The sequence below is a fragment of the Nocardia vaccinii NBRC 15922 genome (assembly GCF_001613305.1).
GTDB classification, from domain to species: Bacteria; Actinomycetota; Actinomycetes; order Mycobacteriales; family Mycobacteriaceae; genus Nocardia; species Nocardia vaccinii.
The window spans coordinates 1-25574 of sequence record NZ_BDCC01000017.1; the positions used below are offsets into that span (position 1 = coordinate 1).

The window sequence follows — 25574 nt, forward strand, 5'->3', positions numbered from 1 at the left end:
GCCGCAGCGAAGCGGAGGCCTAAATTACAGTGTGCCAGCCGAGCACGGCATCCACTGCCAGGCCGCAGAATACGACCGCGAGGTAGTTGTTCGACTGCAGGAACAGCCGCAGCGGTTTGACCGATTCGCCCCGGCGCACACCGGAATACAGCTGATGCGCCATGAGCAGGAACCAGGCGCCCGCTACGAGCGCGACCGCCGCGTAGATGACGCCCGTCGCCGGAATCAGTGCCAGCGTGGCCAATACGGTCAGCCAGGTGTAGATCACGATCTGCCTCGTGACGGCCTTCTCGGTCGCCACCACCGGCAGCATCGGCACCCCGGCCGCGCGGTAGTCCTCCTTGTAGCGCATGGCCAGCGCCCAGGTGTGCGGCGGCGTCCAGAAGAAGATCACCAGGAACAGCACGATCGCGGGCCAGCCGATCGTGCCGGTCACCGCTGACCAGCCCACCAGCGCCGGCATACATCCGGCCGCGCCGCCCCACACCACGTTCTGCGAGGTGCGACGCTTGAGCCCGAGGGTGTACACGAAGACGTAGAACAGGATCGTCGCGACGACCAGCAGGCCGGACAGCAGATTCGCCTGCCACCACAACCAGGCGAACGACCCGATGCCGAGCGTGAGGCCGAAGACGAACGCGTTGCGCGTCGGCACCGCCTCGCGGGCGAGCGGCCGCTTCGAGGTTCGCTTCATGACCTTGTCGATATCGGCGTCGGCCACACAGTTGAGCGTGTTCGCGCTCGCCGCGCCCATCCAGCCGCCGAACAGCGTGGCAAGGATCAGCCCGATGTCGACATGGCCGCGATGGGCCAGCAGCATCGTCGGGATCGTCGCGACCAGCAGCAGTTCGATCACGCGCGGTTTGGTCAGCGCGATATAGGCCAGCACGCGGCGGGCGAACGCCGACAACGGCCCGGTGCCGGTGACACGATCAGCCAGCGCCGTCCCGGAGGAGCCGTGCGCCTCACCCGGTGCGGCCGGCGTGGCCGTCCTCAGCCTGCGCATGGCCGGAGCGAATGCGGCGCTACGCCCATCCGGCTGCTGCCCAATCCGCACTGTCTCTCCTCGCAGGTGGTGCTCGATCCGGTAACGGAACTCTCAGCGCGCCAGGCTCGGCGGTACTACCCTGGACCAGGGCACACACCGGCGGCGCGGCCGACTACTACAGACGATGGTAGACCCAGGCGGGATGCGCTCGGGCACCGCCCGCCGCGAATCCTGCCCTGCCGCAAGCACGACGCGGCCACGAGACATCGGCGTCAGCTCGGCGATCACGTACCTGCCGCGGTCGATTCGGACACGAACGCCGATCCAGCAGGGTTCCTGCCACACTCCGACACGCGGCCTCTAGGGTGGTGGGCACAACAGCCCGAACCCGCCGCTGAAGTTGACGAGAAGGTCAGGAGAACTCCGGTCGTGTCAGTCACAGACGACATCCGCTCCCTCACCCAGCCGAACCATCCGGACGACTGGACCGAACTGGACACCAAGGCCGTCGACACGGTCCGCGTGCTCGCCGCGGACGCTGTGCAGCAGGCCGGAAATGGTCACCCCGGCACCGCGATGAGCCTCGCGCCGCTGGCATACACGCTGTACCAGCGCGTCATGCGGCTGGACCCCTCCGATCCGGAATGGGTCGGCCGCGACCGCTTCGTACTGTCCTGCGGGCATTCCAGCCTCACCCAGTACATCCAGCTGTACCTGGCCGGATTCGGACTCGAACTCGGTGATCTGGAGAATCTGCGCAAGTGGGGTTCGCTGACCCCCGGCCACCCGGAGTACCGGCACACCGCCGGCGTGGAGATCACCACCGGCCCGCTGGGACAGGGTCTGGCCTCCGCGGTCGGCATGGCGATGGCCGCCCGCCGCGAGCGCGGCCTGTTCGATCCGGCCGCCGAGACCGGCGCGAGCCCGTTCGACCACTTCATCTACGTCATCGCCTCCGACGGCGATATCGAGGAAGGCGTGACCTCCGAGGCGTCCTCGCTGGCGGGCACCCAGCAGCTGGGCAACCTCGTCGTGATCTACGACGACAACAAGATCTCCATCGAGGACGACACCGCCATCGCGCTGTCCGAGGACACCGCCGCACGCTACCGCGCCTACGGCTGGCATGTGCAGGTCGTCGAGGGCGGGGAGAACGTCACAGCCATCGAGGCCGCGATCGAGGCCGCCAAGGCCGTCACCGACCAGCCCTCGTTCATCCTGCTGCGGACCGTCATCGGCTACCCGGCGCCCAACAAGATGAACACCGGTTCCGCGCACGGCGCGGCGCTGGGCGCGGACGAGGTCGCGGGCACCAAGCGGGCCCTGGCCTTCGATCCGGACAAGTCTTTCGACGTGGACGACGCGGTCATCGGCCACACCCGCAACAACGCCGCCGATCGCGCCAAGGCCGCCCGCGCCGCCTGGCAGGACTCCTTCGACGCCTGGGCGCAGGCCAACCCGGAGAACAAGGCGCTGTTCGATCGTCTGCAGGCCCGGCGCCTGCCCGAGGGCTGGGCCCAGACGCTGCCGTCCTGGGAAGCCGACCCGAAGGGCACCTCCACCCGCAAGGCCTCGGGCAAGGCCCTCGCCGCCCTCGCCCCGGTGCTGCCCGAACTCTGGGGCGGCTCGGCCGATCTGGCCGAATCCAACAACACGACGATGCCCGAGACGCCCAGCTTCGGCCCGGCATCGATCTCGACCGGCATGTGGAAGGCCGACCCGTACGGCCGCACCCTGCACTTCGGTGTGCGCGAGCATGCGATGGGCGCGATCCTCAACGGCATCGCCCTGCACGGGCCGACCCGCCCGTACGGCGGCACCTTCCTGGTGTTCTCCGACTACATGCGTCCCGCGGTACGCCTGGCCGCCCTCATGCGGGTCCCGGCGATCTACGTGTGGACGCACGACTCCATCGGCCTCGGCGAGGACGGCCCCACCCACCAGCCGATCGAACACCTCGCCGCGCTGCGGGCCATCCCGGGCCTGAACGTCGTCCGCCCCGGCGACGCGAACGAGACCGTGTACGCCTGGCGAACCATCCTCGAGCTGGACAGCGCCGAGCGGCACTCGCACTTCACCCCCGCCGAAGGCGCGCACATCGATGGCCCGTCCGCGTTGGCGCTGACCCGCCAGGACATTCCGGTGCTCGAGGGCACCAGTTACGAAGGCGTCCGGCGCGGCGGCTACGTCCTGGCCGAATCCTCCACGGGCACACCGCAGGCGATCCTGATCGCCACCGGTTCGGAAGTTCAGCTCGCGGTCGAGGCGCGGACTAGGCTGGAGGCGCAAGGCATCGGCACCCGCGTGGTGTCCATGCCGTGTGTTGAGTGGTTCGACGCACAGGACAAGGCCTATCGCGACCAGGTGCTACCGCCGGAGGTGCCGGCTCGCGTCACCGTCGAGGCCGGAATCGCGATGCCGTGGCACCGGTTCTCGGGTGACGCCGGTGAGAACGTCTCGATCGAGCACTTCGGGGCATCGGCCGATTACAAGACCCTGTTCCGCGAGTTCGGCATCACCGCCGACGCCGTGGTCGAGGCCGCTCAGCGTTCACTCGACAAGGTGAAGGGATAAGCGCAGTGACACAGAATGAGAATCTCGCCGCACTGTCCGCCGCGGGTGTGTCGGTGTGGCTCGACGATCTGTCACGGGACCGCATCCGGTCCGGTAATCTCGCCGACCTCATCGCCACCCGCAGCGTCGTCGGCGTCACCACCAATCCGACCATCTTCCAGGGCGCCCTGAGCAAGGGGCACGCGTACGACGAGCAGGTCAACGAGCTCGCGGCGCGCGGCGCGGATGTCGATTCGGCGATCCGCACCATCACCACCGACGACGTCCGCGCGGCCTGCGACGTCTTCGCCGACACCTTCGAGGCCAGCGGCGGCGTCGACGGCCGGGTGTCCATCGAGGTCGATCCGCGCTTGGCCTTCGACACCGACCAGACCGTCGCCCAGGCGATCGAGCTGTGGAAGATCGTCGACCGGCCCAACCTGCTGATCAAGATCCCCGCGACCGAGCCGGGCCTGCCCGCGATCACGAAGGTCATCGCCGAGGGCATCAGCGTCAACGTGACGCTGATCTTCTCGGTGCAGCGCTACATCAGCGTGATGGGCGCGTATCTGGACGGTCTGCGCAATGCGAAGATCGCCGGGCACGATCTGGCCAAGATCCATTCCGTCGCCTCGTTCTTCGTCTCCCGCGTGGACACCGAGATCGACAGGCGGCTGGAGACCATCGGCACCCCCGAGGCGCTGGAGTTGCGCGGCAAGGCTGGAATCGCCAACGCGCGCTTGGCCTATGCCGCTTACCAGGACGTCTTCGACGGTGGTGCGCACACCTCCACCTTCGCGCATCTGGCCGCCTCGGGCGGAGCGAACGTGCAGCGTCCGCTGTGGGCGTCCACGGGCGTGAAGAACCCGGACTACCCCGACACGATGTACATCACCGAACTCGTCGGCCCCAAGACGGTGAACACGCTGCCGGAGAAGACCCTCGAGGCCTTCGCCGACCACGGCACGTTCGACGGTGACGCGGTCTCGAACAAGGGCGCCGAGGCGCAGCAGATCTTCGATCGGCTCACCGCTGTCGGCATCGACCTGGCCGACGTGTTCGCGGTACTCGAGCGCGAAGGCGTGGACAAGTTCGAGAAGTCCTGGGAAGAGCTGCTTTCCGCCACCGCAACCGAACTCGAGGGGAGCCGGTAACCACGATGGCCGGCCAGGAGACGACGGCCGTGCCGGGCAATCCGCTACGCGACGAGCGCGATAAGCGGCTGCCCCGGATCGCGGGTCCGTGCAGCATGGTGATCTTCGGTGTCACCGGTGACCTCTCACGCAAGAAGCTGATGCCGGCCATCTACGATCTCGCGAACCGGGGGCTGCTGCCCCCGGGTTTCGCGCTGGTCGGCTTCGCTCGCCGCGACTACAAGGACGAGGATTTCGCGGAAGTCGTCCTGGACGCGGTGAAAACGCACTCGCGCACTCCTTTCCGGCAGGAGGTGTGGGAGCAGCTCGCCGAGGGCATCCGGTTCGTGCAGGGCACCTTCGAAGACGACGCGGCCTTCTCTCAGCTCGCGACCACCCTCGCCCAGCTCGACCAGGAGCGCGGCACGGGCGGCAATCACGCGTTCTACCTCTCGATTCCACCCAACGCCTTCCCGCAGGTGCTCAAGCAGCTCTCTCGCACGGGTCTGGCCGAACCGAAGGATCCGGGCCCGGGTAAGCCGAAGCCGTGGCGGCGAGTGGTGATCGAGAAGCCGTTCGGGCACGATCTGGAAAGCGCCAAGGAACTCAATGCCCTGGTGAACGAGGTGTTCCCGGAGGAGACCGTCTTCCGGATCGACCACTACCTCGGCAAGGAGACGGTGCAGAACCTGCTGGCGCTGCGCTTCGCCAACGAGTTGTTCGAACCCATCTGGAACTCCGGCTATGTCGACCACGTGCAGATCACGATGGCCGAGGACATCGGATTGGGCGGCCGCGCAGGCTATTACGACGGCATCGGCGCGGCCCGCGACGTGATCCAGAACCATCTGCTGCAACTGATGGCGCTGACCGCGATGGAGGATCCGATCAGCTTCCATCCCCGTCAGCTGCAGATCGAGAAGATCAAGGTGTTGCAGGCGGCGAAACTGGTCGAGCCGCTGGACGAGACCACCGCGCGCGGTCAGTACGCCGAGGGCTGGCAGGGCAGCGAGCACGTCGTCGGGCTGCTGGACGAGGAGGGTTTCGACCCGCAGTCCACGACCGAGACCTACGCGGCGATCACGCTCAACGTGGAAACTCGCCGGTGGGCGGGTGTGCCGTTCTATCTGCGCACCGGAAAACGCCTGGGCCGCAGGGTGACCGAGATCGCGGTGGTGTTCAAGCGCGCGCCGCATCTGCCGTTCGACCAGACCATGACCGAGGAACTCGGGCAGAACGCGCTGGTGGTGCGGGTACAGCCGGATGAGGGCATCACACTGCGATTCGGATCGAAGGTGCCCGGGTCGAGTATGGAAGTGCGCGACGTGAACATGGACTTCAGCTACGGCGAGGCGTTCACCGAATCCTCGCCGGAGGCATACGAGCGGCTCATCCTGGACATGCTGCTCGGCGTGCCGTCCCTGTTCCCGGTCAACGAGGAGGTCGAATTGTCCTGGCGCATCCTCGATCCCGTGCTCGAGCACTGGGCCGCGGACGGCAAACCCGAACCGTACGAGTCGGGCACCTGGGGTCCGGCCTCGGCGGATGAGATGCTCGCGCGCAGCGGGCGGGAATGGCGGCGTCCGTGATCGTCGACATGCCGGACACCGACACCCAGTCGGTCAACAAGCGCCTGATCAAACTGCGCGAGACCAGCGGCGTGGTCACCATGGGCCGGGTCCTGACGCTGGTGGTGTGCACACTGGACAGCTCCGAGGCCGAGGACGCCATCGCCGCGGCCAACGATGCCAGCCGTGAACATCCGTGCCGCGTCATCGTGCTCGCTCGCGGAGACCGGTTCGCCGAGACCAAGGTGGACGCGCAGATCCGCGTCGGCGGTGATGCGGGCGCGGCCGAGGTGATAGTGCTTCGGCTGCAGGGTGAGCTGGTCAATCACGAATCCAGCATGGTGATCCCGTTCCTGCTGGCAGATACGCCGGTGGTCGCGTGGTGGCCGCGCGGGGCGCCGCAGTTCCCGTCGCATGATTCGGTGGGACGCTTGGCGATTCGGCGGATCACCGACTCCACCTTCGCCGCCGATCCGCAGGCCGCGATCAAGGGCCGGCTGCAGTCCTACGCCGAGGGCGATACCGATCTGGCGTGGAGCCGGGTGACGTTCTGGCGGGCGTTGCTGGCCTCCGCACTGGACGAACCGCCGTTCGAGCCGGTCGAATCGGTGACGGTGTCCGGTCTGCAGGAGGAGCCCGCGCTGGACATCCTGGCCGGATGGCTTGCGGCCCGGCTGGGCTGCCCGGTACACCGACGCATCGGCGAACTGCGGGTGGAACTGCATCGGCCCACCGTCTCGATCGCGATCTCGCGACCGCAGACCGGCCGCACCGCCACCCTGACCCGCACCGGTGAGCCCGGCCAGCGGTTCGCCCTGGCCCGGCGGGAGACCAACGACTGCCTGGCCGAGGAGCTGCGCCGCCTGGATTCCGACGAGGCCTACGCCGAGGCTCTCGCGGGCATCGATAAGGTGATCTACGAGTAGGTCTGCGCGCCCGGACTCGTTGCGGCACATATTGTTTCGTGAAGCACCGGATCGGGCGGCAGATGCGCCGACAACCGGAACCGAGAGGTGATCGATGTCCGAACCGACCGTCGAAGTCCATCCGAGCACCGAGAATCTGGTCGCGGCCGCCGCGGCGCGTTTCGTCGCCGTGGTGACCGCGGCGCAGGCCGAGCGAAAGGTGGCCTCGGTCGTGCTGACCGGTGGCGGCACCGGGATCGAACTGCTCGAGCAGGTCCGCAAATCTCCGGGCGGCATCGATTGGTCGCGCCTCGAGGTGTTCTGGGGCGACGACCGGTTCGTTCCGGCGGGCGATCCGGACCGAAACGATCTGCAGGCCCGCCAGGCCCTGCTCGAACACGTGCCGCTGGATCCCTCGCGGGTGCATCCGATGGCGACCTCGGACGGCGAATATCCGGATCCGGTGGAGGCCGCGGCCGAATACTCGGCCACCGTGCACGCTTATCTGGCCGAATACGGTTCGTTCGACCTGCATCTGCTCGGCATGGGCGGTGAGGGCCACGTCAATTCGCTGTTCCCGCACACCGATGCGGTCCGCGAAGAACACGAACTCGTGGTGGCGGTGACGAATTCGCCCAAACCACCGCCGGTGCGCATCACCCTGACCCTGCCCGCGGTCCGCCGCGCCCGCCACGTCGTCCTCGTGGTCGGCGGCGCCGGGAAAGCCGAGGCGGTCGCCGCGGCCGTCGGCGGCGCCGACCCGGCCGACATCCCGTCGGCCGGCGCCGTCGGATCCGAGACGACCACCTGGTTGCTCGACGAGCCCGCCGCGGCGAATCTGCCCCGGTGACCCGCCCGCTCACACTGGTCGGGTGAGGCGGCCGGGGCTCGGCCGAGGTGCACAGTTGGCGCCGTCGGCTGCGCTGGGGAATACCGATCGCGGTGTGCCCTCCGGTCCCGGCTCGTCCGATGCCGCCCGTCCTCGTGGTCGCGTCGGCTACCCCGGTTTCGAATTCGCCTTTGCCTCAACGTGCTTCGATGCGAGGTCGGGCTCTGCTCGTCCGGCGGTGTAGCCGCGGCCCGCGCAATCGATCAGGTGTGCGCCGGATCGAGAGCGCTCAGGTGCCGGGTGAGGAACTGATTCACCGCGTCGGTACGCTCCCACTGGACGAGATGTCCTGCGCCGGAGATTTTTTCGATTGCTCGCAGATCCGGCACGCTCGCGCGGAGCGTGGCCAGTGGGTCTCGACCGCTGAAGCCCTCCATATCCGGATCGTTCTCGCCGTACAGGAAGTAGGCGGGAACCGGCACGGTGGCCGGAAGGTCGGCGGTCAGCTCCCAGTTGCGGTCCAGGGCGCGGTACCAGTTCAGGCCGCCGGTGAATCCGGTGCGTTCGAATTCCGCTACCAGGGCATCGAATTCGGCCTCGGACAACCACGACCACGGCAGGGCGGGAGCCTGCGGCAGCGCCTCGAGATAGCCGATGCCCGGCGGGTTCTTCCAGGTGTCCAGATAGTGGTAGTCGCCGCTGAGCGAGTAGTACACCCGGGCCAGGAACTCGCGCGGGTGCGCGGCCAGTTCGGCGTCGGCGACACCGGGCGTCTGAAAATACGACAGATGCAGGAAGTGTCGTTCGGCAGCCTTGGTCCAGAATGTCGACGGCGGCTTGGGCGGGCGCGGCGCATACGGATTGTTCAGCACGAACACCGCCGCGACACGCTCGGGCGCCCGCAGCGAAAGTTCCCATACCAGCTGTGCACCGAAGTCCAGACCGACGAAGACCGCGTGCTCGGCCCCGATCTCGTCGAGCAGGCCGAGCAGATCGCCGATGACGGCCTGATTCGTCGTGGCCTCCACTCCGTCGGGAGCCTCGGTGCGCCCATATCCGCGCAGGTCGGGAGCTATCGCGTGATATCCGGCCGTAACCAGGGCCACGAGCTGCCGCCGCCACACCGACCAGCCGTGCGGAAATCCGTGACAGAAGATCACCGGATATCCGGCGCCCTGCTCCGCGATGTGCATCCGGATCCCGTTGGTCTTCACCTGCCGATGCGTCGGCTCCACTCCGCCTCCATAACTAGAACGTGTTCTCATCTCAAGGTAGTGTTCTGAAGTCGTGAACGGAATACTCGCCGGAAAGGTCGCGGTCGTCACCGGCGCCAGCCGCGGCATCGGCAAGGGCATCGCACTGGAACTGGGCGCGGCGGGCGCGACGGTCTATCTCACGGGCCGATCCGCGACGCCGGGTCGCCTGCCGGGAACCGTGGCGCAGACCGCCGCCGAGATCGGTGAACTGGGTGGCATCGGGGTGCCCTATGTGTGCGACCACGCCGACGACGACGCGGTGCAGGCCCTGTTCGACAAGGTGCGCTCCGATGACGGTCACCTCGACTTGCTGGTCAACAACGTCTACAACGCGCCCGCCTCCTCGCGCTGGCTGGGCCGCCCGTTCTGGGAGGTGCCCCCGCAGGCGTGGGACGAGAGTTTCGACATCGGCGTCCGATCCCATTACGTGGCCAGCGTTTTCGCAGCTCCGGCGCTGATCGAATCGAGCGGCTCGATCGTGAACATCTCCTCCCCCGGAGCCGAGCACTACACCCACAACGCCGTCTACGGCGTCGCCAAGTGCGCGGTGGACCGGCTCACCGCGGATATGGCTCACGATCTCGCCGACACCGGCGTCACCGTCGTCTCGCTGTGGCCGGGCATCGTGAATACCGAACTGCTGCAGATGGTTCCGGCAGATGCGCAGGGCCGCCGGATGATCACCCTGCCCGGCGAGGGCGCCTTCGACCTGAACGAGGCCGAGACACCGCGCTTTCCGGGACGTGCCGTCGTCGCCCTGGCCGCCGATCCGGACCGCCGCGCCCGTACCGGGAAGCCTTGGCGGGTAAGCGATCTCGCCGACGCCTACGGTTTCACCGATGTCGACGGCCGGGTTCCGCGGCTGGGCTGAGATCCGCCGCGGACTTGACCGCGGACACGACGTCGGCCTAATCTCACCCACGTGACTGCCGGGTCGGCTACCAGCCGCGCACAGACAGGATTCCCGGCCGCGAGGTGATCGCGGCGCGGGCCAGAGGCCCGCCCTCCGAACGCGTCCCGTGGTATCTCCAGGGACTGCGAGAGGAGGTGAATCACATGTCCCACGAACCAGTTTCGCCTTCGGCATGGGCCGCGTTCCGTGCCGCCCACACCCCGGGTAGCGCGCTCGCGGCGACCGTCGTCTCGGTCGTGCCGTTCGGCGCGTTCCTCGAGGTGGCGCCGGGCATCCACGGCCTGCTGCACACGCGGGAGTGGCTGGGCGAGCCGCAGGTCGGCTCGATGCTCGACGTCCGGATCCTGCAACTCGACGACGAGAACCGCCGCCTGAGCCTGGCCCGGGCGTGACAGTGGCGGGTGTGGGGCCGGGATGCGGCCGGCCCCACACCCGTTCAGCGTAGAACCCGGTTCCCGCAGCTCGATCGGTGGTCGAGTCGCCGCGCGATCCGACCGCCCCAGGATGAGAATCCCGGAGCCCGGGGTTACAGCTGAGGTGAATCCTGTGTCAGCGCTACTCGATGCCGAACTCCACATCGCGGGGTCGACGATCCTCTGGCGTGAGGTCGTCGGTAACGGCTTCGGCCTGGCCTCCGCGATCGGCGGGATGCGGCGGCGGGTGTGGGCGTGGCCGGTCGGGATCGCCGGGAACGCATTGCTGTTCACCGTCTTCGTCGGCGGTGTGTTCAACACCCCGCAGCATCTGAACATGGCCGGCCAGGCCGGACGTCAGCTGATGTTCATCGCGGTGAGCATCTACGGCTGGTGGGGTTGGTACCGGCACTCCCGGCGAGAAACCGGACTCGAACATCGCGCCGTGGTACCGCGCTGGGCGAGTGCCCGGGAACGCTGGATTCTGGTCGCCGCGATGATTCTGGGCACGCTGATCTGCACGAAGGTGTTCGCCTGGCTCGGATCGTACGGGCCGTGGGCCGAGGCGTGGATCTTCACCGGCTCGGTCCTGGCCACCTACGGGATGGCACGCGGCCTCGCCGAATTCTGGCTGCTGTGGATCGTGGTGGACCTGGTCGGCGTGCCACTGCTGCTGCTGGCCGGCTACTACCCGTCCGCGGTGTTGTATCTCGTCTACGCCGGGTTCGTGGCCTGGGGTTTCGCGGTGTGGGTCCGCACCATGCGTCGGGATGCGGCCGTCGAGGCCGATACCCGGCTCCGCGAACCTCTCGCATTGCCGGAATGAGCCCGGTGTTCCCGGGCACGATCACGCGATGTCGATGAAGCGCGCCACCGACCGCGACGGGGCCGGTTTGGCGCGCCAGACCAGATAGAGGTGGGACGGGGGTGCGTCCGGAACGTCCAGATACGTCACCCCTGGATGCGGTGCGCGGGTACGGGCCAGTTCGGGCACCGCGCCGATACCGCGTCCGGCGGCGATCAATTCGATCCATTCGTCGAAATTCGTGCAGGTGACGATCTCGCGAGCGGAATCGCCAGCGGGCCAGGATGTTTCGTCGGTCGTGCCGGAGATCGTGTTCACCACGAGCGGATGACCGGCCAGATCGCGCCAGCGCGGCGCGGACCGTACCAGCGGCGAATCGGCCGCGACCGCCAGCACCCGGCGCTCGGTGGCGATCAACCGCGCGGCCATCGTCGATGGCAGCCGGACGTTCTTGCGGTACAGGGCGATATCTATGGCTCCCGAGGCCAGTGCCGCGATCGGGTCATCCACGCGGTGGATGGCCAATCGCCCGCCGACCTCCTCGAACCGGGTGCGGGCGGCGGCGAACCAGGTGTCGGGCAGCAGCCAGGCGAAGCCGACGGCCACGGTCGCCCGCATCCGCAGATCGGCGCACACCGCGTCCACGTCGGCGATGATCCGCCGGGCGCGCTCCGCCAATTCCTTTCCCTCCGAGGATAATTCGAAGCGACGGGAGCTGCGTTCGAGCAGGCGGGTGTCCAGGATGCGCTCGAGCTGCTGGACGGTGCGGGTGAGCGAGGGCTGAGTGATGTGCAGCCGGGCGGCGGCGCGGGTGAAGTTCCGTTCCTCGCACAGCACGAGGTAAGCCCGCAGATGACGCAACTCCATATCCATACGTCCAGCGTATACATCGTGCATAGGAAGTATTTCACAATCACCCCCTCGGCCAATAGCGTCACCGGATGTGAGTACCACTGTTCGCACCGGCCGACAGGCCGTGAGCCCGCTGCGCGCGGCGGCCGGACTCGCTGCGGCCATGGGCGTCGGCCGATTCGCCTATACGCCACTGCTGCCGGTGATGATCGCCGCGGGCCGCCTCGACGCGCGGGCGGGCGCGACCGTCGCCGCCGCCAACTACGCGGGCTATCTCATCGGCGCGGTCCTGCTGGCCCGACGCCCTGATCTCAACGGCCGCACCGCATTTCGCACCGCGGCCGCCGCGCTGGTGCTCAGCGAGGCGTTGCTGGCCTGGCCCGCGCCCGTCGCGGTGGCCGCCGGGCTGCGGCTGATCGCGGGCATCGCGAGCGCGGTGTTGTTCATCGGCTGCGCGAGCGTCGCGGCCGGGCACGAGAACCGCAGGCGCGCAGCGGGAATCGCGTTCGGCGGCATCGGCGGCGGCATCGCGCTGACCGGCATACTCGCGATGCTGGCGGGGACGGCCGTGCCCTGGCAGGTGATGTGGCTGGGCACGGCGGCCCTCACGGCGCTGCTGCTCGCACCCGCGCTCCGGCTCGAGGTCCGGCCCGCGACCCGCACAGCCGCTGCCGCCGCACGATCGGTGCGGTCCTGGCGGCTGTTGCAGGGCGCGTACTTCCTCGAGGGCCTCGGTTATATCGTGATCGGCACATTTCTGGTGGCCGCGCTGCAGTCCCCCGGACATCGATCACTCGGTACAGCGATGTGGGTGGTGGTCGGCGTAGCCGCCGCACCCGCGACGCTGCTGTGGGATCTGGCCGCCCGACGCTGGTCTCCCGAGAGGGCGCTGGTCATCGCCCTGGCGCTGCAGTGTGTGTCGGCGGTCCTGCCCGCGGTGTCGACCGACGTGGTGTCGGCGCTGATCTCCGCTGCGCTGTTCGGGGCGACGTTCACCGGAATCACCATGCTCGCGATCGAGGTGGGCAGTGAACTGACCGGCCCCGGCGCCGCCGCCACGCTGACCGCGGGCTACGGCCTGGGTCAGGTCCTGGGTCCGCTGGCGGTGACGCCGGTGCTGGGTGACGGGTACGGGACGGCCTTCGCGATCGCCGCGATCATCCTCGCCGTGGCGACCGCCGGTGCGCTCGCGATCAGGCGAACTTGATCTCCAGGCCGATGCCCAGAATGGCGATCAGCCAGATCAGACCGGTGAAGATGGTGATGCGGTCGAGGTTCTTCTCGACGACGGTGGATCCGGACAGGCTCGACTGCACACCGCCGCCGAACAGGTTGGACAGGCCCCCGCCCTTCGCGCGGTGCAGCAGCACCAGCAACACCAGCAACACACTGGTGATCACCAGGAGGATATCCAGGAACATGCGCATGCCCGACAGTTTATGCGCAACCCCGCGAGGTCCCCGCATCAGGTGATCCCTCGCACGGTCGACGCGCTCGGCGCGCCTGTTCGGTTGACAGGCGGTATTGATCGTCGCCGGTACCATCGCGGCATGTCGGCCGCAGCGCGATCGCAGTCTCCCCGCCGAGCAGACCGAGACGCCAGGGCGCTGTGGGCGCCGGTGATGCTGGCATGTGTGCTGCTGGCCGCGTGTTCGAGCGGATCGTCGGGCCCCGGGCCGACGCCGATGGGGCACACCTACATTTCCACCGGAGTGCGGGGAACTCCGATCCCGGGTGGCGGGCCGGTGACATTGAGCTTCGCCGACGGGCGGGTCTCGGCCGATTCGGGATGTAACAGCAGTAATGGATCGGTGACCTTCGACGGGTCGATGCTGCGGGTCTCCCGGATGGCGACGACCATGATGGCCTGTATCGGCGACAGGGCGGGGGCGGATGGCTGGCAAACGGCGCTGCTGCGATCCGAGCCGAAATGGTCGCTGTCCGGCAACACGCTCACCCTCACCGGGCACGACGTCACGGTCACCCTGCGGGACAAGCGCGTGTTGCGCCCCGATCTGCCGTTGACCGGGACCGCGTGGGTCGTCACCACACTGCTGCGACCGGAGGGGCAGGTCCGGTCGCAGGCCTTGGACACCGCGCGGCCCACACTCACCATCTCCTCCGACGGTCACGTCTCCGGCAGCGCGGGATGCAACCGGATGACCGGCACCGCCGATATCTCCGGCTCGACCGTCACCTTCCACCTCGGCGCCACCCGGATGATGTGCGCACCCGATGTCATGCAGGTCGAACAGCAGGTCCTGGAAGCCTTGAACGTCGCGACCGAAGCCACCGTCGACTCCGACATCCTGACCATCCACAACCGGGCGAACAACACCGGCCTGATGCTGCGCTCCGAGTGAAACCGGCACCCGGTGACCTATCGGAGGGCAGCATGGGGCGGGTGAGCAACGAACGGGAAGCAGAACTCGATCGGCGGTTCCGCGCGGCGGTGGCCGCGGTGCGGCCCGGAACCCCCCGCGCCGCAACCGAATCCGTCCTGCCGGGCAGCCCGTACACCGCGGGCGCGGTGCTCGAACTGTTCGATGGGCAGGCCACGAGCCGCCATCTGGATCTGGCGGCCCGCGCCCTCACTGCCGCCGGACGGGGCTATTACAGCATCGGATCGGCGGGACACGAGGGGAACGCCGCTCTCGCCGCGGTGCTGCGCCCGACCGATCCCGCGCTGCTGCACTATCGTTCGGGCGCGTTCTTCGTGCATCGATGCCGCCGGGTCGGTGGCGCCGATCCCATCCGCGACGTGCTGCTGGGCGTGGTCGCCGCGGCCGCGGATCCGATATCCGGCGGGCGGCACAAGGTGTTCGGCAGCAAGCCCGCGGCGATCCTGCCGCAGACCTCGACGATCGCCTCCCATCTGCCGCGGGCAGTGGGGCTCGCCTTCGCGATCGACCGGGCCGCCCGGTTGGGCAGATTCACCCCCTGGCCGGCCGATTCGGTGGTGGTATGCACGTTCGGCGATGCCTCGGCCAATCATTCGACCGCGGCCGGGGCAATCAATACGGCCGTGCACACCGCCCACCAACGGGTTCCGATGCCGGTGCTGTTCGTCTGCGAGGACAACGGCATCGGTCTGAGCGTGCCCACTCCCCCGGACTGGATCGGCCGCGCCTACGGAACTCGGGCAGGTCTGCGCTATTTCGACGTCGACGGCTCCGACCTGCTTGCGGCACTGACCGTTTCGGCCGAGGCGGCGGGCTGGGTGCGGGACAATCGGCGTCCGGCCTTCCTCCGCCTGCGCACCACCCGGCTGCTCGGCCATGCGGGCTCGGATGTGGAATCGGCATATCGCCGCGCGGGCGATATCGCCGAGGAGTTGCGCCACGACCCGGTCACCGCCACCGGGCGCCTGCTGGTCGGCTCGGGCAGTATCGGCGCGCGGGAACTCATCGCTCGGTACGACGCCATCGCGGCCGAGGTGGCGGGGGTCGCCGCACAGGTCACCGGCGAGGCGACGCTCGACTCCGCCGCCGCGGTCATCGCACCCCTCGCACCGGATCACCGCGACCAGGTCCGCGCGGACGCGATGCGCACCGACCCGTTGCCCGAACCCGCGCTGCCGCCGGGAGCTCGCGCTTTCGACACTCGCAAGCACGCACCGGCCGAACCCGCGAACCCGGACCGCGCGAGCCACGGCTCGGGATCGTCGAATCATGCTGCGCCAGAAGCCGATTCAGCCGGGGGTACACCCGCGATGACGCTCGCGCAGTCGATCAACCACACCCTGGCGCAGTTGCTCGAACGCGACGGCGACCTGCTCGTCTTCGGCGAGGACGTCGGCCGTAAAGGCGGAGTGTACGGGGTCACGAAGGGCCTGCAACGCCGATTCGGCGCGCGGCGGGTGTTCGATACGCTACTGGACGAACAGAGTGTGCTGGGCACCGCGCTCGGTGCGGGTGCGGCCGGATTCGTGCCGATCCCGGAAATCCAATATCTGGCGTATGCGCACAATGCGCTCGACCAGATCCGGGGCGAGGCCGCTACGCTGCAATTCTTCTCCGCCGGACAGTTCCGCAATCCGATGGTCGTGCGCATCGCCGCCTACGCCTATCAGAAGGGTTTCGGCGGGCACTTTCACAACGACAATTCCGTTGCGGCACTGCGGGACATCCCCGGATTGGTGATCGCCTCCCCCGCTCGCCCCGACGACGCCGCGGCCATGCTGCGCACCTGCGTCGCCGCGGCCCGGGTCGACGGCCGGGTCTGCGTCTACCTCGAGCCGATCGCCCTCTACCACACCCGCGACCTGCACGAATCCGGCGACGACGATTGGCTGGCCACTCCCGCCGACGAATCGATCGATATCGGCCGCGCCCGAATCCACGGCGACGGAACCGATCTCACCATCATCACCTTCGCCAACGGCCTACATATGAGCCTGCGTGCCGCACAACGCCTGTCCCAGCGCGGAATTCACGCCCGAGTACTCGACCTGCGCTGGCTCGCACCACTTCCCGTCGGGGACATCGTGCAGCACGCCCGCGCCACCGGCCGCGTAGTCGTCGCCGACGAAACCCGTCGCAGCGGCGGAATCTCCGAATCGGTCTGCACGGCCCTGATCGACGCCGGATTCACCGGCTCGATCACCCGCGTCACCAGCGCGGACAGCTTCGTTCCCCTGGGCCCGGCCACCGCCCACGTGCTGTTGGACGAGACAGCCATCGAGAACGCGGCCACCGCGCTGGTCACCGGATGACGCGCACGGCGTGACTCCGACATCACACCATCGTCGGCGAACACGCCGTTGGCGGTCTACTGCTCTCGCATTCGGCCGCCACCGGTCGTCAGCGGGGTTGCCCCGCGCTGTGCGATCAGCGCGGGGTGACCGTGGTGGGCAGCGCGTTGAAACCGCGGTTGTTCGAGGAATGGACGCGACGCAGTCCGGCCGGGTCGACCTCGAAGTCGGCGATGCGAAACACCATCTCCTGCAACGCGACACGCAATTCCAGCAGCCCGAGATTCGATCCGAGGCAGTGGTGCCGGCCGCTGCCGAAGGTCATCGCGTCGCCGGTGTCGCGATCCAGATCGAACCGATCCGGATTCTCGAACACTCGCGGATCGCGATTGGCCGAACCACTCAGCAGCAGAATGCGCGCATCGGCGGGAATCTTGACCCCGTGCAGTTCCACCGGCTCGGTGGTGGTTCGCAGAATAACCTGACTCGACGGGTCGTACCGCATCGCCTCATCGATCCAGTCCTCGATCCGGCCGACCGGCGACGGCGACTGCGCGCCCAGCGCGATCCGGCGCTGATCGGGATGTTGCCAGGCCGCATGCCACAGATTGCCCAGGGTCAGCATGGCCGTCTCGATACCCGCGCCGACCAGCAGGATAACCACGCCCACGATCTCCTCGGGAGTGAGCCGGTCGTCACCGTCGGCGGCGTCGAGCAGACCCGAGAGCAGATCGTCACCGCGGTGGGCGGCGCGTTCGGCGGTCAACTCGGTGTAGTAGCCGACCAGGGCGCCGATCGCCTGCATGGCCTCGGGCCGCAGATCGGTGGACTCCTCCTCGGTGTACATGATCTCCATGCCGAGTTTGCGGACCATCGCCCGATCGGCCTCGGGCACACCTACCAGCTCGGAGATCACCTCGGTCGGGTACGGTCCGGCGAACTCGGACATCAGATCGAAACTGCCGCGTTCGAGCAGTGGCTCGAGCAGGCCGCGCGCGATCTCCCGCAGCCGCGGCTCGAGCGATTGCACCCGGTGCTGGGTGAACGCCCGCACCACCAGCCCGCGCAGCCGTGTGTGCTTGGGCGGATCCATCGCCACGAAGGAGAAGAACCGCTCCGCCTGCGGCCCCCAGAACGCCGGCTCCATCCGCAGCCCGTTCGCGCTGGAGAAGCGATCCGAATCGCGAAGAGCGGCCAGGACATCGGCGTGCCGGGACAACGCCCAGAAGTCGTCCGCCTCGTTACGGAAGACCGGCGCCTGCTCGCGCAGCTGTTCGTAATACGGATACGGATTCTCGTGGACGCCGAAATCGTATGGGCTGTAATGCAACTGCATGCGGGTGCCTTCCGGACGGTGCGGCACAGCCGCTACCGGTTCACTATCCGACCTGACATGATCACAGTAGCCGACAGGAAAGAGGACAGCGTGAGCGAAGACAACACTGCGAACGGCTTCGCACCTGACGGGATCGATGTCACCACGCCGCATCCGGCCCGCCGCTACGACTACTGGCTCGGTGGCAAGAACAATTTCGAGGCCGATCGAGAATCGGCCGAACTCGTCGCCGAGGCATTTCCGACGATCCGCTTCGCCTGCCTGGAGAATCGCAACTTCCTGCGCCGGGCGGTCACTTATCTCACCGAGGAGGCCGGGATCCGGCAGTTCCTGGACATCGGCGCCGGACTGCCCACCGCGGGCAACGTGCACGAGATCGCCCAGGGCATCGCGCCGGATTCGCACATCGTCTACGTGGACAACGATCCGATCGTGCTGATGCACGCCCGCACGCTGCTGGACAGCTCACCCCAGGGCGCCACCGCCTATCTCGACGCCGACGTGCGCGATCCGGCGCACATCCTGTCCCATCCGGATCTGCTGTCCACCCTGGACCTGAGCCGGCCGGTAGCGCTGATGCTGGTGGCGGTCATGCATTTCATCACCGACGAGGAGAAGCCGCACGAGCTGGTACGGCAGCTGTGCGATGCGCTGGCTCCCGGCAGCTACCTCGTCATGACCCACGGCACCGACGATCACCTCACCCAGGAGGACCTGAACGAGACCCGCAAGGCCAACGAGCGCAGCGGAATTCCGTTTCGGTTGCGCTCCACCGCCGAATTCGAACCCTTCTTCACCGGCATGGATCTGGTGCCGCCCGGGATCACCTCGGTGATGACGTGGCGTCCGGAAACCTGGCACGCCCATCCCCGTCCCGAGGCCGTTTCCATGCTCAGCGCGGTCGCGCGTATCGGCTGATCATCCGGCCGAACCGATCGGCCCGGCCGCGCATCTGCGCGGCCGGGCCGATTCTCGTTGTGGGACAGAGCGTTACGGCAGCGGACCACCCGCGGCGATCGCCGAAAGGGTGGCGAACTCGTCGCCCTTGAGCGAAGCGCCACCGACGAGCGCACCGTCGATGTCGGTCTGCGCGACCAGTTCACCGACGTTCTTGGCGTTCACCGAACCGCCGTACAGCACCCGGACCGACGCGGCCACCTGCGGGTTCGCCAGCTCGGCCAGCTCACCGCGGATCGCGCCGCACACCTCCTGCGCGTCCGCGGGCGTGGCGACCCGGCCGGTGCCGATGGCCCAGACCGGCTCGTACGCGATGACGATCTTGGCGATCTCGTCGGCCGTGAGGCCCTCGAGCGATCCGCGCAGCTGCTCGAGGTTGTACGCCACATGCTCGCTGACCTCGCGCACGCCCAGGCCCTCGCCGATGCATACGATCGGGGTGATTCCGTACTCGAGCGCCCGCTTGGCCTTGGCCAGCACGGTCGCGTCGTCCTCGTTGTGGTACTGCCGCCGCTCCGAATGCCCGACCACGACGAACGAGCACCCCAGCTTGGCCAGCATCGACGCGCTGATCTCACCGGTGTACGCGCCCGACTCATGCACCGAGACGTCCTGCGCGCCGTAGGTGACCAGCAGCCGGTCGCCCTCCACCAGGGTCTGCACACTCCGGATGTCCACGAACGGCGGGATCACCGTCACGTCGACCTTGTCGAAGTACTTGTCCGGCAACGCGAATGCGATCTTCTGAACCAGGGCGATGGCCTCGAGATGATTGAGGTTCATCTTCCAGTTGCCCGCGATGAGCGGTTTGCGTGCCACTCGCCTCAGCCCTCCAATACCGCGATACCGGGCAGTTCCTTGCCCTCCAGATATTCCAGCGACGCGCCGCCACCGGTGGAGATGTGCGAGAAACCGTCTTCCGGCAGCCCCAGCGTACGCACCGCCGCGGCCGAGTCGCCGCCGCCGACGACCGTGAACGCACCCTTCCCGGTGGCCCGCACGATCGCCTCGGCGACCTTGCGGGTGCCATCGGCGAACTTCTCGAACTCGAACACACCCATCGGGCCGTTCCAGAACACCGTGCGCGCCTCGGTCAGCAGCGCGCCGAAGCGGTCCGCCGAATCCGGGCCGATGTCCAGACCCATCCAGCCGTCGGGAATCTCGTTGGCGGGCACCACCTTCGAGTCCGCGTCGGCGGCGAACTTCTCGGCCGCCACGATGTCGCGCGGCAGGTGGATGACGTCGGCATACCGGTCCAGCAGGCCGCGGCAGGTCTCGATCATCTCCTCCTGCAACAGCGAGGAGCCCACCGGAAGACCTTGTGCGGCAAGGAATGTGAAGCACATACCGCCGCCGATGACCAGGGTGTCGACCTTCGGCGCCAGGGCCTCGATGACCGCCAGCTTGTCCGAGACCTTCGACCCGCCCAGTACGACCGCGTACGGCCGCTCGGTATCAGTCGTCAGCTTGCGCAGCACATCCACCTCGGCCGCGACCAAGGTGCCCGCATAGTGCGGCAGCAGTTCGGCCACGTCGTAGACCGACGCCTGCTTGCGGTGCACCACGCCGAAGCCGTCGGACACGAACGCACCGTCGTCGCCGACAAGTTCGACCAGCGCGCGGGCCAGTTTGCCGCGCTCGGCGTCGTCCTTGCTGGTCTCGCGCGGATCGAAGCGGATGTTCTCCAGCAGCAGCACATCGCCGTCGGTGAGGCCCTCCGAACGCGCGAGCGCGTCCTGGCCGACCACGTCACCCGCGAGCTGGACGTTGCGGCCCAGCTCCTGTGCCAGGCGCTCGGCGACCGGCGCCAGCGACAGCGCGGGATCGGGCTCGCCCTTCGGGCGGCCCAGATGCGCGGTCAGCACCACCTTGGCGCCGGCCTCGACCAGCTTGGAGATGGTGGGAACCGAGGCGATGATGCGGCCCGGGTCGGTGATGACTCCGTTGTCCAAGGGGACGTTCAGGTCGGAGCGCACGAGCACGCCCCGACCTTCGACACCCTCGTCCAGGAGATCCTGAAGCGTCTTCACCGTCATGTCGTTCAGAGCGACTTGCCGACGAGGCCGATGAGGTCGGCGAGGCGGTTGGAGTAGCCCCACTCGTTGTCGTACCAGGAGTACACCTTGACCTGGTCGTCGATGATCTTGGTCAGCGGCGCGTCGAAGATCGACGAGTGCGGGTCGGTCACGATGTCGCTCGACACGATCGGGTCGGTGCTGTACTTCAGGATGCCCTTCAGCGGACCCTGGGCGGCGGCCTCGAACGCCGCGTTGACCTCCTCGACCGACGCCTTCTTGGCCAGGTCTGCGGTCAGGTCGGTGATCGAGCCGGTCGGGATCGGCACGCGCAGCGAGTAGCCGTCCAGCTTGCCGTTCAGCTCGGGCAGCACCAGACCGATTGCCTTGGCCGCACCGGTGCTGGTCGGCACGATGTTCAGCGCGGCGGCACGGGCGCGACGCAGATCCTTGTGCGGGCCGTCCTGCAGGTTCTGGTCCTGGGTGTAGGCGTGGATGGTGGTCATCAGACCCTTGACGATGCCGAACTCGTCGTTCAGCACCTTCGCCAGCGGACCCAGGCAGTTCGTGGTGCACGAGGCGTTGGAGATGATGTTCTGGCTGCCGTCGTACTTGTCGTGGTTGACGCCCATCACGACGGTCAGGTCCTCACCCTTGGCGGGGGCGGAGATGATCACCTTCTTCGCGCCCGCGGCCAGGTGGCCCTTGGCCTTGGTCGCGTCGGTGAAGATACCCGTGGACTCCACCACCACATCGACGCCCAGCTCGCCCCACGGCAGCGCCGACGGGCCCTCCTTGATGGCCAGCGCCTTGATGCGCTGATCGCCGACCACGATGGTGTCGTCGCCGTCGAGCGAGACATCCTGCGGCAGGCGACCCAGGATCGAGTCGTACTTGAGCAGGGTCGCCAGGGTCGCGTTGTCGGTGAGGTCGTTGACCGCGACGACTTCGATCTCCGTTGTGCCGAGCGCCTTCTGCGCCTCGACCGCCCTGAAGAAGTTACGCCCGATGCGGCCGAAGCCGTTGATGCCTACCCGGACAGTCACGTTATCGCTCCTCAGCTTTCTGCGGATTCTTCTCCGTTGTCGGTCCACCCTAATGCCCGGCCGCCATGTCACGGACACGCCCCTGGCCACGGTGAGAACGCCGGACACCACCCCGTCCTCGCGACATTGCGAGCACGTCCGGAGCAGAATACCGATCCGGACCGACAGAACAGCGGTCGATCCGCGCGAAAGTGACGAAAGCCGCCGTGGTGCAAGCTTGTTCGCACCACGACGGCTATCGGCCGGCTCATGCCTCAGGCGTCTTCGAGCAATTCGGCCGTGACCGCGGATTCGGTGTCCGGAATGCCGAGTTCCTTGGCCCGGCGGTCCGCCATCGACAGCAGCCGCCGGATCCGCCCCGCGACCGCGTCCTTGGTCATCGGCGGGTCGGCCAGCTGGCCCAGCTCCTCGAGCGAGGCCTGACGATGCTCGACGCGCAACTTCCCGGCCGCGGCCAGATGGTCGGGCACATCGTCGCCGAGTATCTCCAGCGCGCGCTCGACCCGCGCGGCCGCGGCCACCGCGGCCCGGGCCGACCGGCGCAGGTTCGCGTCGTCGAAATTCGCCAGGCGATTGGCGGTCGCCCGGACCTCGCGGCGCATCCGCCGCTCCTCCCAGGTCAACCGGGTGTCCTGCGCGCCCATCCGGGTCAACAGGGCGCCGATGGCCTCGCCATCGCGCACCACCACCCGGTCGGTGCCGCGGATCTCGCGATTGCGGGCCTGGATGCCCATCCGGCGTGCCGCGCCGACCAGGGCCAGGGCGGCCTCCGGACCCGGACAGCTCACCTCGAGCGCCGAGGAGCGGCCGGGCTCGGTGAGCGAGCCGTGCGCGAGGAACGCGCCTCGCCACGCGGCCTCCGCATCGCCGAGACTGCCGCCCACCACCTGCGCGGGCAGACCGCGCACCGGGCGACCGCGCACGTCCAGCAGACCGGTCTGGCGCGCGAGCGCCTCACCCTCCTTGGACACCCGCACTACGTACCGGGAGGTCTTGCGCAGGCCGCCGGCGCCCAGCACGTGCACATCCGAGCCGTAGCCGTACAGCTCGAAGATCTCGCGACGCAGGCGCCGGGCGATGGAGCCCATATCCACCTCCGCCTCGACGATCACCCGCCCGCCGACGATGTGCAGTCCGCCGGCGAACCGTAGTAGCGCCGACAACTCGGCCTTGCGAGATGAGACCTGCGAGACGGACAGACGGCTCAGCTCGTCTTTCACCTCGGCTGTCATCGCCACGAGACCCGCTCCTTTCCACCCAACGCGGACCGCACATCCTGGCCCATGTGCCGTCCTTCGACTCGAAGTCCTGCTGATTCCGACCGGGGCGCCCGGATCACCTGATCCAGTGCGGCGGCCAACTTCCCAGGGTGGTGCCGGTCCGTCCCCGCCTCGGCGACATCAGCGAAGGTTACCCGCGCACGCAGCTGTTCGGCAGCTCTTGCCACATGTTCGCGTTCCCTACCCTCGGGTACGGACCCGGAGTCCACCACCACGTGGTCCACCGCGAAATCCGGTGCGTGCTGGGACAATACATGTAAATGGCGCTCGGCGGAGAATCCGGCGGTCTCGCCGGGCTCGGCAGCGAGGTTGAGTACCAGGACTTTTCGGGCGCGCGTATGCACCAGCGCCTCATGCAATCCCGGCACCAGCACGTGCGGAATGACGCTGGTGAACCAGGATCCGGGACCGAGGATCACCACGTCGGCGTGTTCGATCGCGGAGGTGGCCTCGGGGCTCGCCGGCGGGTCCGAGGGGATCAGGCGCACCCGCCGCACCTTACCGGGCGTCGTGGCGACCGCGACCTGCCCGCGGATACACCGGCTCACCCGAGGGTCGGCCTCGAGCCCGGACACGTCGGCCTCGATGGTGAGCGCGGCCGGGGACATCGGCAACACCCGCCCGGTGCAGCGCAGCAGCGAACCCACGGTGTCCAGTGCGGCAACCGGATCGCCGAGTACCTCGGTGAGCGCGGCCAGGATCAGATTTCCGGCCGAATGTCCGGCCAGCGCGCCGCTTCCGCCGAAACGGTGCTGGACCGTGCGCGCCCACACCCCGTCGGTCTCCTCGGCCAGCGCCGCGAGCGCCATCCGCAGGTCACCCGGCGGCAGCATGCCCAATTCCGCGCGCAACCGCCCGGACGAGCCGCCGTCGTCGGCGACCGTCACCACAGCGGTGACGGCCGAGGTGAGCCGCCGCGCCGCGGTCAGCGTCGCGTACAGCCCGTGCCCGCCGCCCATGGCGACCAGGGCCGGATCGGGCCCCTCGGCACTCATTCGCGCCCCAGGTCGCGATGCACCACGCGCACGGGATCCGCGCTCGCTTCGCCGAGCGCCTCACCGAGTGCCTCCGCTACGGCGACACTGCGATGCTTCCCACCGGTGCAGCCAACTGCCACGGTCATATAACGCTTCCCCTCTTGGCGGTAGCCATCGGTCGTCAGGTCTATCAGGTGGCGACAGGTCCGCAGATAGTCCTGTGCACCCGGACGAGACAACACGTACTCACTGACCACCACGTCCTGTCCGGTGTGCTCACGTAGTTCCGGTACCCAATGCGGGTTGGGCAGGAAACGCAAGTCGAACACCATATCCGCATCCAGCGGCACTCCGTACTTGAAACCGAAGGACTGGATGGTGACCTGCAATGCCTTGGGCGCGCCGCCGCCGTACGCCTCCTCCAATTTGCGATGCAGCTGATGAACCGACAGGGCGGTCGTATCGATCACCAGGTCGGCCGCCGTTTTCACCGAGTCGAGCCGGGCGCGCTCGGCCGCGATGCCGGCGGACAGCGTGCCGTCGGCGCTCTCGCTCTGCAGCGGATGGCGCCGGCGCGCGAAACCGAATCGGCGGATGAGCACATCGTCGGATGCCTCGAGGAACAGTACCCGGGTGCGCACACCCGCGGCCCGCAACTGCTCGGTGACAGCCGAGAGATTGCCGGTGAAGAAGCGGCTGCGCACATCCATCACCAGCGCGAGCCGACGAATGGGCGGATCGGCGGAGACGCCCAGCTCGATCATCCGCTCGATCAGCTCCGGCGGCAGATTGTCCGCCACGTACCAGCCCAGATCCTCGAGCACCCGCGCCGCGGTGCCGCGCCCGGCGCCGGAAAGCCCGGTGACGATGACGACCTCGACCGCCCGGCCAGCCGGCGAACCGGGCGCGGCCGAGGACGCCGACGCATCCGACCCACTACCGTTCGATTCCACGCTGGTCATGTCCTACCGGATCCGTTGCTCGCACTCATGCGATCATCCTGCCTTTTTCCCCTGACCGGCGCCCGATACGCGCGCCGGGCGACATCGAGACGT

23 protein-coding genes are annotated in these 25574 nt (G+C 68.2%); 12 read left to right on the forward strand and 11 right to left on the reverse strand.

Translation table 11 applies throughout. The features are described from left to right. Positions 1-19: 19 nt before the first annotated feature. Positions 20-1006: a heme o synthase gene (locus NV1_RS12375; RefSeq protein ID WP_245713685.1), complete on the reverse strand. Its 987-nt coding sequence runs from the start codon at positions 1004-1006 to the stop codon at positions 20-22. A 411-nt stretch (positions 1007-1417) separates the two neighbouring features. Here NV1_RS12375 and tkt point away from each other — a divergent pair, with 411 nt between their 5' ends. The 5 genes from tkt to pgl all read left to right on the forward strand — a co-directional run bounded on the left by tkt (position 1418) and on the right by pgl (position 7997). After that, a complete protein-coding gene (gene tkt, locus NV1_RS12380; RefSeq protein ID WP_067889825.1) occupies positions 1418-3562 on the forward strand; it encodes a transketolase in 2145 nt (714 codons plus the stop codon). A 5-nt stretch (positions 3563-3567) separates the two neighbouring features. Beyond that, entirely contained in the window at positions 3568-4695 is a 1128-nt protein-coding gene (gene tal / locus NV1_RS12385; protein ID WP_067889828.1) for a transaldolase, read from the forward strand. Positions 4696-4700: 5 nt separating this feature from the next. Then, positions 4701-6263, forward strand: a complete 1563-nt coding sequence (gene zwf, locus NV1_RS12390) for a glucose-6-phosphate dehydrogenase (protein WP_067889830.1) — start codon at positions 4701-4703, stop codon at positions 6261-6263. Beyond that, complete coding sequence (gene opcA, locus NV1_RS12395; RefSeq protein WP_174557435.1) at positions 6260-7168, forward strand: glucose-6-phosphate dehydrogenase assembly protein OpcA; 909 nt, start codon at positions 6260-6262, stop codon at positions 7166-7168. The genes zwf and opcA overlap by 4 nt, the downstream gene beginning before the upstream one ends. Before the next feature lie 94 nt (positions 7169-7262). Beyond that, the gene (gene pgl / locus NV1_RS12400) at positions 7263-7997 is read left to right on the forward strand and encodes a 6-phosphogluconolactonase (RefSeq protein ID WP_067889836.1); all 735 of its coding nucleotides are present in this window, start codon (positions 7263-7265) and stop codon (positions 7995-7997) included. 242 nt (positions 7998-8239) lie between these two features. On the opposite strand, the gene NV1_RS12405 is transcribed toward pgl, so the two are convergent. Further along, positions 8240-9241 carry an alpha/beta fold hydrolase gene (locus NV1_RS12405; RefSeq protein ID WP_067889839.1) on the reverse strand — a complete coding sequence of 334 codons (1002 nt, stop codon included), beginning with the start codon at positions 9239-9241 and terminating at the stop codon, positions 8240-8242. 22 nt (positions 9242-9263) lie between these two features. Here NV1_RS12405 and NV1_RS12410 point away from each other — a divergent pair, with 22 nt between their 5' ends. The 3 genes from NV1_RS12410 to pnuC all read left to right on the forward strand — a co-directional run bounded on the left by NV1_RS12410 (position 9264) and on the right by pnuC (position 11384). Then, positions 9264-10103, forward strand: a complete 840-nt coding sequence (locus NV1_RS12410; RefSeq protein ID WP_067889842.1) for an SDR family NAD(P)-dependent oxidoreductase — start codon at positions 9264-9266, stop codon at positions 10101-10103. Between the two features lie 185 nt (positions 10104-10288). Continuing rightward, entirely contained in the window at positions 10289-10537 is a 249-nt protein-coding gene (locus tag NV1_RS12415) for a S1 RNA-binding domain-containing protein (protein WP_067890459.1), read from the forward strand. Between the two features lie 145 nt (positions 10538-10682). Beyond that, positions 10683-11384, forward strand: coding sequence for a nicotinamide riboside transporter PnuC (pnuC, locus tag NV1_RS12420; RefSeq protein WP_067889845.1), 702 nt, complete (start codon positions 10683-10685; stop codon positions 11382-11384). Positions 11385-11405: 21 nt separating this feature from the next. Here the strand turns inward: pnuC and NV1_RS12425 are convergent, their stop codons facing one another. Next, a complete protein-coding gene (locus tag NV1_RS12425; protein ID WP_067889849.1) occupies positions 11406-12236 on the reverse strand; it encodes a LysR family transcriptional regulator in 831 nt (276 codons plus the stop codon). A gap of 70 nt (positions 12237-12306) precedes the next feature. Here NV1_RS12425 and NV1_RS12430 point away from each other — a divergent pair, with 70 nt between their 5' ends. Then, positions 12307-13422, forward strand: a complete 1116-nt coding sequence (locus NV1_RS12430) for a YbfB/YjiJ family MFS transporter (RefSeq protein WP_067889852.1) — start codon at positions 12307-12309, stop codon at positions 13420-13422. Here the strand turns inward: NV1_RS12430 and secG are convergent. Then, complete coding sequence (secG, locus tag NV1_RS12435) at positions 13409-13642, reverse strand: preprotein translocase subunit SecG (RefSeq protein WP_040824989.1); 234 nt, start codon at positions 13640-13642, stop codon at positions 13409-13411. The two genes, NV1_RS12430 and secG, sit on opposite strands and share 14 nt — an antisense overlap. 123 nt (positions 13643-13765) lie before the next feature. Here secG and NV1_RS12440 point away from each other — a divergent pair, with 123 nt between their 5' ends. Together NV1_RS12440 and NV1_RS12445 are read left to right on the forward strand one after the other, a co-directional pair. Continuing rightward, positions 13766-14578, forward strand: coding sequence for an META domain-containing protein (locus NV1_RS12440; RefSeq protein WP_169813323.1), 813 nt, complete (start codon positions 13766-13768; stop codon positions 14576-14578). Positions 14579-14610: 32 nt separating this feature from the next. Then, positions 14611-16929 carry a thiamine pyrophosphate-dependent enzyme gene (locus NV1_RS12445; protein WP_067889858.1) on the forward strand — a complete coding sequence of 773 codons (2319 nt, stop codon included), beginning with the start codon at positions 14611-14613 and terminating at the stop codon, positions 16927-16929. Positions 16930-17044: 115 nt separating this feature from the next. On the opposite strand, the gene NV1_RS12450 is transcribed toward NV1_RS12445, so the two are convergent. Then, on the reverse strand, positions 17045-18244 hold the full coding sequence (locus tag NV1_RS12450; RefSeq protein ID WP_067890463.1) for a cytochrome P450: 1200 nt from the start codon (positions 18242-18244) through the stop codon (positions 17045-17047). Between the two features lie 90 nt (positions 18245-18334). Here NV1_RS12450 and NV1_RS12455 point away from each other — a divergent pair, with 90 nt between their 5' ends. Then, a complete protein-coding gene (locus NV1_RS12455; protein ID WP_245713687.1) occupies positions 18335-19162 on the forward strand; it encodes an SAM-dependent methyltransferase in 828 nt (275 codons plus the stop codon). Positions 19163-19234: 72 nt separating this feature from the next. Here the strand turns inward: NV1_RS12455 and tpiA are convergent, their stop codons facing one another. From tpiA to rapZ, 6 genes are all read right to left on the reverse strand, one after another. Continuing rightward, on the reverse strand, positions 19235-20020 hold the full coding sequence (gene tpiA / locus NV1_RS12460; protein WP_067889864.1) for a triose-phosphate isomerase: 786 nt from the start codon (positions 20018-20020) through the stop codon (positions 19235-19237). Positions 20021-20025: 5 nt separating this feature from the next. Further along, entirely contained in the window at positions 20026-21237 is a 1212-nt protein-coding gene (locus tag NV1_RS12465) for a phosphoglycerate kinase (RefSeq protein WP_067889866.1), read from the reverse strand. Between the two features lie 5 nt (positions 21238-21242). Beyond that, complete coding sequence (gene gap, locus NV1_RS12470) at positions 21243-22262, reverse strand: type I glyceraldehyde-3-phosphate dehydrogenase (RefSeq protein ID WP_067889869.1); 1020 nt, start codon at positions 22260-22262, stop codon at positions 21243-21245. Between the two features lie 254 nt (positions 22263-22516). Then, complete coding sequence (gene whiA, locus NV1_RS12475) at positions 22517-23500, reverse strand: DNA-binding protein WhiA (protein WP_067889870.1); 984 nt, start codon at positions 23498-23500, stop codon at positions 22517-22519. Continuing rightward, complete coding sequence (locus NV1_RS12480) at positions 23491-24537, reverse strand: gluconeogenesis factor YvcK family protein (RefSeq protein WP_067889873.1); 1047 nt, start codon at positions 24535-24537, stop codon at positions 23491-23493. The genes whiA and NV1_RS12480 overlap by 10 nt, the downstream gene beginning before the upstream one ends. Further along, positions 24534-25481: an RNase adapter RapZ gene (gene rapZ / locus NV1_RS12485; RefSeq protein WP_084525325.1), complete on the reverse strand. Its 948-nt coding sequence runs from the start codon at positions 25479-25481 to the stop codon at positions 24534-24536. The genes NV1_RS12480 and rapZ overlap by 4 nt, the downstream gene beginning before the upstream one ends. Positions 25482-25574 lie beyond the last annotated feature (93 nt).

Coding starts and splice junctions, on each gene's coding strand:
- NV1_RS12375 (WP_245713685.1), bottom strand. CDS start 1,006: ATGCGCAGGCTGAGGACGGCCACGCCGGCCGCACCGGGTGAGGCGCAC.
- zwf (WP_067889830.1), top strand. CDS start 4,701: ATGGCCGGCCAGGAGACGACGGCCGTGCCGGGCAATCCGCTACGCGAC.
- pgl (WP_067889836.1), top strand. CDS start 7,263: ATGTCCGAACCGACCGTCGAAGTCCATCCGAGCACCGAGAATCTGGTC.
- NV1_RS12405 (WP_067889839.1), bottom strand. CDS start 9,241: ATGAGAACACGTTCTAGTTATGGAGGCGGAGTGGAGCCGACGCATCGG.
- NV1_RS12415 (WP_067890459.1), top strand. CDS start 10,289: ATGTCCCACGAACCAGTTTCGCCTTCGGCATGGGCCGCGTTCCGTGCC.
- NV1_RS12425 (WP_067889849.1), bottom strand. CDS start 12,236: ATGGATATGGAGTTGCGTCATCTGCGGGCTTACCTCGTGCTGTGCGAG.
- secG (WP_040824989.1), bottom strand. CDS start 13,642: ATGCGCATGTTCCTGGATATCCTCCTGGTGATCACCAGTGTGTTGCTG.
- NV1_RS12440 (WP_169813323.1), top strand. CDS start 13,766: ATGTCGGCCGCAGCGCGATCGCAGTCTCCCCGCCGAGCAGACCGAGAC.
- NV1_RS12445 (WP_067889858.1), top strand. CDS start 14,611: ATGGGGCGGGTGAGCAACGAACGGGAAGCAGAACTCGATCGGCGGTTC.
- NV1_RS12450 (WP_067890463.1), bottom strand. CDS start 18,244: ATGCAGTTGCATTACAGCCCATACGATTTCGGCGTCCACGAGAATCCG.
- NV1_RS12465 (WP_067889866.1), bottom strand. CDS start 21,237: ATGACGGTGAAGACGCTTCAGGATCTCCTGGACGAGGGTGTCGAAGGT.
- NV1_RS12480 (WP_067889873.1), bottom strand. CDS start 24,537: ATGAGTGCCGAGGGGCCCGATCCGGCCCTGGTCGCCATGGGCGGCGGG.
- rapZ (WP_084525325.1), bottom strand. CDS start 25,481: ATGACCAGCGTGGAATCGAACGGTAGTGGGTCGGATGCGTCGGCGTCC.